Genomic DNA, 9,793 nt, shown 5'->3' with positions numbered 1-9,793 from the left:
AGCTGAAGCCGTATCTCCAGCTCGAAAAGATCATCGACGCGTGCTTCGATGTGGCGACGCGTCTGTTCGGCATAAGCTTCAAGGAAAAGACCGGCATCACCGCCTGGCACCCAGACGCCAGGGTGTTCGAAGTGTTCAACGCCGACGGCAGCAAGCGCGGGCTTTTCCTCGCCGACTATTTCGCGCGTCAGTCGAAGCGCTCCGGCGCCTGGATGAGCGCGCTCCAGTCCGGCTACAAGCTCGGCAAGGGTTCGACGCCCATCATCTACAACATCATGAACTTCGCCAAGCCTGCGGAGGGCGAGCCGGCGCTGCTGTCGCTCGACGAGGCCAAGACGCTGTTCCACGAATTCGGCCACGCGCTGCACGGCATGCTGACCGACGTCACCTGGCCTTCGGTGGCGGGCACGTCGGTGAGCCGCGACTTCGTCGAGTTGCCGTCGCAGCTCTACGAGCATTGGCTGACGGTGCCGGCGGTGCTGGAAAAGCACGCGCTGCACTACAAGACCGGCAAGGCTATGCCCAAGGAATTGCTCGACAAGATGCTGGCGGCCAAGACCTTTGGCGCGGGCTTCGCCACGGTCGAGTTCACCTCGTCGGCGCTTGTCGATATGGCCTATCATGCCCGTCCAGACGCGCCAGCCGAACCGGCGGCCTTCGAAGCCGAGACGCTGGAAAAGCTTGGCATGCCTGACGCGATCGTCATGCGACACCGCACTCCGCATTTCCTGCACGTGTTCTCGGGCGAGGGTTACTCGGCCGGTTATTACTCCTACATGTGGTCGGAAGTGCTCGACGCCGACGCTTTCGCCGCCTTCGAGGAGACGGGCGATGCGTTCAACCCCGCCATGGCCGAGAAGCTGCGCAAGCACATCTATTCGGCGGGCGGCTCGGCCGATCCGGAAGAACTCTACAAGGCCTTCCGCGGCAAGATGCCGTCGCCCGAAGCGATGATGGAGAAGCGCGGCCTCGTGTAAGATTCAGGTGAGGCCGGCTTGCAAATGGTGGTTTCCTGCGCTTCCGGTGCTCACGCACCTGAATGTACGCTCCGCTCCGGTTCTCGGAACCCACCATTTCAGCGCGGCCTGACCTGAATCTCGAAAGAGCCTAGTTCGGATAGCAGATGGAACTACCAGCAACATTGAGAGCGGCGGTCGACCGTGCGCTGGAAGGCGTGCCGCTTGCGGAGCTGCAGCGCGCGGCCGACACTTTGTCTTCCCGCTATCGGGCTGAGACGCGGGACGGCAGGCTCCACCTGTCCGACGAGATGTTCGCGCGCGCCTATCTGGCGACACGCCTGCCGGCGACATTCGCGGCGCTGCGGGCCAGCCTCGAAAGTGCCGCTGAGCTGCTGCCGGATTTCGAGCCGAAGAGCCTGCTCGATGTCGGCGCTGGTCCAGGCACGGCACTTTGGGCCGCCTCCGATTGCTGGCCGACGATCACCTCGGCGCTGATGCTCGAAGCGAGCCAGTCGATCCGCAAGGTGGGCGTGGAACTGTCTGCGCATTCGGGCGTCGAACATGTCGAATGGCGCGCGGCCGATGCCTCCAAGAGCTTCGAAGCCGATAAAGCCGATCTGGTGACACTTGCCTATGTGCTCGACGAATTGTCGCCGGCCGAAGGGCTGGCGCTTGTCGAGCGGCTGTGGGCGGCAACGAACGGCTTGCTGGTGGTGGTCGAGCCAGGCACGCCGGCCGGCTGGTGGCGGATGATGGCGGTGCGGTCACGGCTCATCGAACTGGGCGCGCATCTGGCCGCACCTTGTCCGCACAGTGAGGCCTGTCCGATCGTCGAACCTGACTGGTGCCATTTTTCGCGGCGCGTGGCGCGCTCGCGCCTGCATCGGCTGACCAAGCGTGGCGACGTGCCATGGGAAGACGAAAAGTACATCTTCCTTGCGGCATCGCGGACGCGAGCCGAAACATTTGGCGCCCGCGTTCTGGCGCCGGCGCGCGGCGGATCGGGAAAGATCCAGCTGAAGCTATGCCAGGAAAATGGCTCGATTGACGAAAAGATGCTAACCAAGCGCGATGGCGAGCGGTTCAAGACGGCGCGCCGTGTCGACTGGGGCGACATTTTGTAGTCTTGCCCGCTGGCAGAAAATCAGTCGATTTGGCCGCCCCCCTTTCGCATTTGCGAAAAAACCTGTATGAGCCGCCCACACGAAACGCGGCGCGTCGACAGGCAGTGCCCGCAACGCTCCCGAGAAGACATATGAACCTCCGCAATATCGCGATCATCGCGCACGTCGACCATGGCAAGACCACSCTCGTCGATGCGCTCCTCAAACAATCCGGCTCGTTCCGCGAGAACCAGCGCGTCGCCGAACGCGCGATGGACTCGAACGACATCGAAAAAGAACGCGGCATTACCATCCTGGCAAAGGCGACTTCGGTCGACTGGAAGGATACCCGCATCAACATCGTCGACACCCCTGGCCACGCCGATTTCGGTGGTGAGGTCGAGCGCATCCTGTCGATGGTCGACAGCGCCATCGTTCTGGTCGACGCCGCCGAGGGCCCGATGCCGCAGACCAAGTTCGTGGTCGGCAAGGCGCTCAAGGTCGGCCTGCGTCCGATCGTGGTGATCAACAAGATCGACCGTCCCGACGCCCGCCACCAGGAAGTCATCAACGAGGTGTTCGACCTGTTCGCTGCGCTCGACGCTACCGACGAGCAGCTCGACTTCCCGATCCTCTATGGTTCGGGCCGCGACGGCTGGGTCTCCGAGAATCCGGAAGGCCCGAAGGATCAGGGCCTCACGCCGCTGTTCGACCTCGTGCTCAAGCATGTTCCGGCACCGACCGTTCACCCCGGCCCGTTCCGCATGATCGGCACCATTCTCGAGGCCAACCCGTTCCTCGGCCGCATCATCACCGGCCGCATCGAATCCGGCACGCTGAAGTCGAACCAGCCGGTCAAGGTGCTGCACCATGACGGCACGCTGCTCGAAACCGGCCGCGTCTCCAAGATCCTGGCTTTCCGTGGCCTCGAGCGCCAGCCGATCGAAGAAGCGCAGGCGGGCGACATCGTTGCCATCGCCGGCCTGTCGAAGGGCACCGTCGCAGACACGTTCTGCGATCCGGCCGTGACCGAGCCGCTGCATGCGCAGCCGATCGATCCGCCGACCGTCACCATGTCCTTCATCGTCAACGATTCGCCGCTGGCCGGCACCGAGGGCGACAAGGTGACCAGCCGTGTCATCCGCGACCGCCTGCTCAAGGAAGCTGAAGGCAACGTTGCGCTCAAGATCGAGGAATCGGCCGACAAGGATTCGTTCTTCGTTTCCGGCCGTGGCGAGCTTCAGCTTGCGGTTCTGATCGAGACGATGCGCCGCGAGGGCTTCGAGCTCGCCGTGTCGCGTCCGCGCGTGGTCATGCAGAAAGACGAGAACGGCGAATTGCTGGAGCCCGTCGAAGAAGTCGTCATCGACGTCGACGAGGAACATGCCGGTGTCGTCGTGCAGAAGATGTCGGAGCGCAAGGCCGAGATGGTCGAGCTGCGTCCTTCGGGCGGCAACCGCCAGCGCCTGGTCTTCCATGCGCCGACGCGTGGCCTGATCGGCTACCAGTCCGAGCTTCTGACCGACACGCGCGGCACAGCGGTGATGAACCGTCTGTTCCATTCCTACCAGCCCTACAAGGGCGAGCTGCCGGGCCGCACCAACGGTGTCTTGATCTCCAACGATCAGGGCGAGTCGGTGGCTTTCGCCATGTGGAACCTCGAAGATCGCGGCCCGATGGTCATCGACGCGGGCGTCAAGGTTTATCAGGGCATGATCATCGGCATCCACAGCCGTGACAACGACCTTGAGGTCAACGTGCTGAAGGGCAAGAAGCTGACCAACATCCGCGCCGCCGGCAAGGATGAAGCAGTGCGCCTGACGCCGCCGATCCGCATGACGCTGGAACGCGCCCTGGCCTGGATCCAGGACGACGAACTGGTCGAAGTGACGCCGAAGACCATCCGCCTGCGCAAGCTCTATCTCGACCCGAACGAGCGCAAGCGCTTCGAGAAGTCCTCGAAGACCGCGTAAGTCACGCGGCTTGAAACAAAAAAAGGGCGTCTCCGATGGAGGCGCCCTTTTTGTTTACGGCCATGGGCCCTTTATTGCTTACATATCGATGATCGGTGCTACCTCGACGGAACCGCCGGCCACCAGGATCGGGCATCCTTTGGCGATCCGCGCGGCATCGGCTGGGTCTTTCGCGTCGACGACTGTGTAGCCGCTGGTCGGATTGGCGCCGCCGTCATTGGTGACCGCGCCGTTGGCGCCGACTGTCTGCGACTTGCCGACCGGAGCTCCACCATCGACAACGGCCGCGCCGAGCGAAGCGAACCAGTCCATCCAGGCCTTCATCACCTTGGCGCCTTCTTCTTCCGACTGCGGCATCGCACCGCCGTGATAGACGAAGAGAAACTTGGCCATGACGTCTCCTCCATTGCGTGCCGACCTGCCGGCCACCCGGCATCGTGCCAACGCGCGGGCTATTCATTCGCCGATAGCCTGACACGGGCAACCCGTGTCGGCGCCTGTCGCGGAAAGTTGATGATGAGCGGTGGCTGTTTCGTTCGAGGCACCCCTGGTGTTTGCCGCAGCACAGGAGCGCAAGTTTGCGGGGCAAGCGGGCGATACGAACCGCGATTCGGGTGAGTGCGATGACCAAGGCGGGCGCATCCACAGCGACTGCCGCGAGGTAAGGGCGATTTTTTAATCATGCTTCAGAATCGACGCCCCTTGGGGACGCTGCGTCAGCTTAATTCGCAGGCATTTTCTGCCTATTGCCTAGGCGTTTTTGCCAATCTTCCGTCAAACCTTTGTCGCTAAAGGCGGGCCATCTGCTACGATAGTCGCAAAAGCATGTGACGGGACGGGAGAAACTAGCGTCATGTCCGAATCAATGAAGTCGACGGCGAAATCCGCCAAGACTGCATCCGCCTCCAAATCCTCTGATAGACCTCCCCAGCTCCTTGAATTGCTGCTGGCCCGGGCTCCGGCCGAAGATGTGGCCGATTACGAGCCAGGCATGCTGGAACGCGCGGCGGAGCTGGCCGAACAGGCCGTGCTCAAGCACCGCAAGGGCTCCTCGGTCATCGACATCGACACCGATGCCGGCATCCTTCGCCACGGCCGGCCGGTGACTGTCGTCACCGTCGTCAATGACAACATGCCGTTCCTGTTCGATTCGGTGCTCGGCGAGATCACCGAGGCCGCCGGCGAGCCGGTTCTGGTCACCCATCCCGTCATCATGGTGCGCCATGGCCGCAACGGCGTCGACGAGATCCTGAGCGACGGCGGCTCGCACAAGGGCGAGGACGCCGCCGCCAAGGTCAGCGTCATCCACGTCCATATTCCGCCGCAGGGCAAGGAGGCTGCCGAGGCGCTGCGCGAACGGCTGAAGAAGCTGCTCGACCAGGTGCGGTCGTCGGTGACCGACTGGAAGCGCATGCTGGCCAGGCTCGATCAGGCGATCTCGGAATTCCGCTATGCGCCTATCCCGCTCGACAAGAATCTGGTGACCGAGGCGATCGCCTTCCTCGAATGGCTGCGCGACGACAATTTCACCTTCCTTGGCATGCGCGAGTTCCAATATTCGGGCGGCGAAAAGAGCGGCATGCTGGAGCGCGCCGACAAGCCGGGACTTGGAATCCTTGCCGATCCCGATGTGCTGGTATTGCGCCGCGACACCGTCGATGCGACGTCGACGACGCCTGAAATCCGTGCCTTCCTGCATGGGCCGGACCCGCTGATCGTGACCAAGGCCAATGCCAAGTCGGCGGTGCATCGCCGCGCCTATCTCGACTACATCGGCGTCAAGACCTACGACGCCCAGGGCCAGCTTTCGGGCGAATTGCGCATCGTTGGCCTGTTCACCTCGACCGCCTACACGCGCTCGGTGATGAAGATCCCCTATCTTCGGTCCAAGGCCGAGACGGTGATCCAGAAGTCGGGCTTCGATCCCGCCGACCATTCGGGCAAGGCACTCACCAACGTGCTCGAATCCTACCCGCGTGACGAACTGTTCCAGATCGCCGTGCCGACGCTGCGCAAGCATGCCGAGGCGATCCTCGGCCTGATCGAGCGGCCCAGGGTGCGGGCGCTGGTGCGCGTCGACCAGTTCGACCGCTTCGTCTCGGTGCTCACCTTTGTTCCTCGCGACCGCTACGATTCGGTGGTGCGCGAAAAGATCGGCGCCTATCTCAAGAACGCCTTCGAGGGCCGGCTGTCGGCCTATTACCCTGCCTTCCCGGAAGGCGGGCTGGCACGAGTGCATTTCATCATCGGGCGCTCCGGCGGCAAGACGCCGAAGGTCGAGCAGGCGGCGATCGAAGCGGCCATCCGCGACATCGTGACGACCTGGGAAGATGGATTGCGCGAGGCCTCGGCCGAAGCAGGCTCGCCGGCGGCACTGGTCAGCGTGGCCATGCATTTCCCGCAGGACTATCAAAACAGCTTCTCGCCGGCGGCGGCGCTGCTGGATGCCGAGCGGATTTCCACGATCAGCCCTTCCAATCCGATCGTCATCGACTGCTATCGTGACACCGGGCAGAAGCCGGAACAGGCTTCGCTGAAGATCTATCACCATGGCGCGCCGGTGGCGCTGTCGCGGCGCGTGCCGCTGCTCGAGAACATGGGGTTCCGCGTCATCAGCGAACGCACCTTCGAACTCGGCGAGAAGGGCGAAGACCAGATATTCATCCACGACATGGAGCTGGAGAACGCCTACGGCCAGCCCATCGACCTCGCCGACGGCGGGGCGCTGTTCGAGGAGGTGTTCCTGTCGGTGTGGAACGGCGATGCCGACAATGACGGCTACAACGCGCTGGCCCAGACGGCGGGGCTCGGCTCCAACCAGATCGTGATCCTGCGCGCCTATGGCCGCTATTTGCAGCAGGCCGGCATCCCCCAGAGCCAGGACTTCATCGCCGCGGCACTCAACCGCTATCCCGATATCGCGCGCGGGCTGCATGGGCTGTTCCTGGCCAGGCTCGACCCGGCGCAGGAGAACGAGGGGCTGGTCACCGCCAAACACCTCAAGGCCAAGATCAAGGATGCGCTGGAAGCGGTTCCGAACATCGACGACGACACGATCATCAGGCGCTACGTCAACCTGATCGAGGCGTCGCTCCGCACCAATCACTTTGTCGCAGGCAAGAAGGAACGGGGCCAGTCGCTGGCGATCAAGCTCGATTCGCGTAGCGTCGACGGGCTGCCCGAGCCACGGCCATGGCGCGAGATCTTCGTCTATGGCTCGGAGGTAGAGGGCGTGCATCTGCGCTTCGGCCCTGTCGCCCGTGGCGGCTTGCGCTGGTCGGACCGGGCGCAGGACTACCGCACCGAGGTGCTGGGGCTGGTCAAGGCGCAGCAGGTCAAGAACGCCGTGATCGTGCCCGTTGGCGCCAAGGGCGGCTTCTTCCCCAAGCGCCTGCCTGTAGGCGGCAGCCGTGACGCCACCTTCGAGGCGGGCAAGGCGGCTTACGTCAATTTCATTTCCTCGATGCTGTCGATCACCGACAATCTCGACGGCGACAAGGTCGTGCCGCCGAAAGGCGTGGTGCGGCGCGATGTCGACGACCCCTATTTCGTCGTCGCCGCCGACAAGGGCACGGCGACCTTCTCCGACACCGCCAACGGCATCAGCGAGGCGCATGGCTTCTGGCTTGACGACGCCTTCGCCTCGGGCGGTTCGGCCGGTTATGACCACAAGAAGATGGGCATCACCGCGCGCGGTGCCTGGGAAGCGGTGAAGCGGCATTTCCGCGAGATGAACCGCGACATCCAGACAACGCCCTTCACGGTCRTTGGCGTCGGCGACATGTCGGGCGACGTTTTCGGCAACGGCATGTTGCTATCGCAGCAGACACGCCTGATCGCCGCGTTCGACCACCGCGACATCTTCATCGATCCGGAACCCGACATGGCGGCGTCGTTTGCCGAGCGCAAGCGCATGTTCGACCTGCCGCGTTCGAGCTGGCAGGATTACGACAAGTCGAAGCTCTCGACGGATGGCGTGATCGTCTCGCGCGCGCAGAAATCGGTGACGCTGCCGGCTGCGGCGGCAGCCGCGATCGGGCTCGACAAGACAACCGCTTCGCCGACCGAGATCATGAGCGCAATCCTTCGCGCGCCAGTCGACCTGCTATGGTTCGGCGGCATCGGCACTTATGTGCGCGCCAGCACCGAAACCAACCAGGAGGTGGGCGACCGCGCCAATGACGCGATCCGCGCCACCGCCAGCGAAGTACGCGCCAAGGTGATCGGCGAAGGCGCCAATCTGGGCACCACCCAGCGGGCACGCATCGAGTTCGGGCTCAGGGGCGGGCGCTGCAACTCGGATGCCATCGACAATTCGGGCGGCGTCAACTCGTCCGACGTCGAGGTCAACATCAAGATCGCGCTGGCTTCGGCCATGCGCAGCGGCGGGCTTCAGCGCCCGGCGCGCAACAAGTTGCTGGCCGAGATGACGGAGGAAGTGGCGGGCCTGGTGCTTGCCAACAACTATGAGCAGACGCTGGCGCTGTCTCTTGCCGCACGGCGCGGCCTCCAGGACATCGCGCATCAGGGACGCTTCATGAGCGCGCTCGAGGCGCGGGGCCTGCTCGACCGTGCGGTCGAGAACCTGCCAAGTGCGGCAGCACTCGCCGAGCGCCAGACGCGCGGCGAGCCGCTGACCCGGCCTGAGCTCGGCGTGCTCTTGGCCTATGCCAAGATCGTGCTGTTCTCCGATATCGTCGCCAGCGACCTGCCTGACGACGCGCAGTTCACCCGCGACCTGATGGGCTACTTCCCCGACCGCATGTCGAAGAAGTACGAGGCCGAAATCAACGGTCACCGGCTGCGTCGTGAGATTATCACGCGCGTTCTGGTCAACGATCTGGTCAATCGCGGCGGTCCGTCCTTCGTCAACCGCTTGCAGGAAGCAAGCGGCCGCTCGGCGGCGGATGTGGCGCGCGTCTTTGCCGTGGTTCGTGACGGCTTTGCGCTTCCCGCGCTCTATGCCGAGATCGATGCGCTCGACAATATCGTCGACGGCATGACGCAGCTCGACCTTTACCAGGCGGTGAGCCGGCTGCTCTTTGCCGTCAGCGGCTGGTATCTGAGGAACGACCACGGCGATGCCCCACTGGCGAGCCGCATAGCCGAGCTGCATGAGGCGCGCGCGGCCCTCGAACACAAGTTCGCAGGCATGCTGCCCGCCTTCACCCAGGACCGCATCCAGAAGCGCAAGGCGGGCTTCACAGCCGCCGGCGCGCCGGAGAAGCTGGCCGAGCGGCTGTCGCTGCTCGAAGTCGGCGAACTGGTGCCCGACATCGCGCTGGTGGCCAAGACGGCCAAGGCCGACATCGTTGCCGCCGCGAAGGCGTTCTTCGGGGTCAGCGAGGCGTTCCGGATTCCGCGCATCGAAGACGCCGCCAACGCGATTTCGAGCTCCGACTACTATGAGGGTTTGGCGCTGTCGCGGGCATCGGACACGATCGGCGCGGCACGTCGCGGCATCGCGGTTGCAGCCCTTACCGGTTACGGCAGCGCTGCCGATCCTGTCGCGGCCTGGCTCGAAGCGGGTGGTGAACGCATCAACCGCACCCGCGAAAGGCTGCAGGCATTGACAGAAGGTGGCGACATCTCCGTGTCGCGTCTGACGGTTGCCGCCGGGTTGATGAGCGATCTGTCGGGCCGATAACGGTTTTCGATCTGGCCTGCCGCCGTTGCGGCGGCAGGCATTTTCCCGGAAGATTGGACGAACGAACTGCGCTATAGCTCCAAGCCACGCTGATGCGGCGTGGCCGGAGGG

The 9,793-nt window shown here is 63.9% G+C and carries 5 protein-coding genes; 4 read left to right on the top strand and 1 reads right to left on the bottom strand.

The annotated features are described in order from the left end of the window. The 3 genes from AC1DUU_RS02410 to typA all read left to right on the top strand — a co-directional run. Positions 1-977: M3 family metallopeptidase (locus tag AC1DUU_RS02410; protein WP_476781816.1), on the top strand; the 977-nt coding region annotated here is incomplete at its 5' end. A gap of 146 nt (positions 978-1,123) precedes the next feature. After that, on the top strand, positions 1,124-2,083 hold the full coding sequence (locus AC1DUU_RS02405) for a small ribosomal subunit Rsm22 family protein (protein WP_476781815.1): 960 nt from the start codon (positions 1,124-1,126) through the stop codon (positions 2,081-2,083). 131 nt (positions 2,084-2,214) lie between these two features. Further along, the gene (gene typA, locus AC1DUU_RS02400; RefSeq protein WP_476781814.1) at positions 2,215-4,035 is read left to right on the top strand and encodes a translational GTPase TypA; all 1,821 of its coding nucleotides are present in this window, start codon (positions 2,215-2,217) and stop codon (positions 4,033-4,035) included. Between the two features lie 78 nt (positions 4,036-4,113). Here typA and AC1DUU_RS02395 read toward each other — a convergent pair whose 3' ends face one another. Continuing rightward, complete coding sequence (locus AC1DUU_RS02395) at positions 4,114-4,428, bottom strand: YciI family protein (protein WP_476781813.1); 315 nt, start codon at positions 4,426-4,428, stop codon at positions 4,114-4,116. A gap of 460 nt (positions 4,429-4,888) precedes the next feature. On the opposite strand from AC1DUU_RS02395, the gene AC1DUU_RS02390 reads away from it, so the two are divergent. After that, on the top strand, positions 4,889-9,682 hold the full coding sequence (locus AC1DUU_RS02390) for an NAD-glutamate dehydrogenase (RefSeq protein ID WP_476781812.1): 4,794 nt from the start codon (positions 4,889-4,891) through the stop codon (positions 9,680-9,682). Positions 9,683-9,793 lie beyond the last annotated feature (111 nt).

The sequence above is a fragment of the Aminobacter sp. P4_H6_2 genome (assembly GCF_056400805.1).
Note: the sequence above shows the minus strand (reverse complement) of the source record. Positions and strands in the feature narration are given on the sequence as shown.

Bases quoted from the DNA above. Each gene is read 5' to 3' on its own strand.
- AC1DUU_RS02405 (WP_476781815.1), top strand. From the start codon at position 1,124: ATGGAACTACCAGCAACATTGAGAGCGGCGGTCGACCGTGCGCTGGAA.
- AC1DUU_RS02395 (WP_476781813.1), bottom strand. From the start codon at position 4,428: ATGGCCAAGTTTCTCTTCGTCTATCACGGCGGTGCGATGCCGCAGTCG.